General features: G+C 70.9%; 1 pseudogene. It reads left to right on the top strand.

Annotated features, from left to right (window positions below):
• A pseudogene (locus L288_RS0121080) lies at positions 1–612 on the top strand (DNA mismatch repair protein MutS); the annotation flags it as partial.

Here is a 612-nt window from a genome sequence, read left to right as displayed (position 1 = left end):
GCCATCGGCCGGGGCAGCCCGCGCGACCTTGGCCAATTGCGCGACGGCCTTGGCGAAGGGCGGGTGCTGCGTGAGCGGCTGACGCGCTTGCCTGACCTGCCGCCGATGCTGCAACAGCTTCTCCCCGCACTCGACGGCCATGGCGCGCTGGTGGATGCCTTATCCCGCGCGCTGGTGCCCAGCCCGCCGACGGAAACGGCGAACGGCGGCTATATCGCCGATGGCTATGACCCCGCACTGGACGAACTGCGCCGTCTGGCGGGCGACGGGCGGCGCGCCATCGCGGCGCTGGAGGCCAAATATCGCGAGCAGACCGGCATCTCCAGCCTCAAGATCCGCCACAATGGCGTCCTTGGCTATCATGTCGAGGTTCCCGCGCGCGCGGCCGACCCGCTGATGCAGCCCGAAAGCGGCTTCACCCACCGGCAGACGCTGGCGGGCGTGGTGCGCTTCAATTCGGTGGACCTGCACGAACAGGCGGGGCGCGTCGCGCAGGCTGGCGCGCACGCCCTGATCGCCGAGGCCGCGCATCTGGAGGAGCTGGTCGCATCGGTCCTCGACCGCAAGGCGGAGATTGCGCTGGCCGCGGACGCGCTTGCCCGGCTGGACGTC

The sequence above is a fragment of the Sphingobium quisquiliarum P25 genome (genome assembly GCF_000445065.1).
GTDB classification, from domain to species: domain Bacteria; phylum Pseudomonadota; class Alphaproteobacteria; order Sphingomonadales; family Sphingomonadaceae; genus Sphingobium; species Sphingobium quisquiliarum.
The sequence above is the reverse complement of the archived record's forward strand: the minus strand, read 5'-3'. Positions and strand labels throughout refer to the sequence as shown.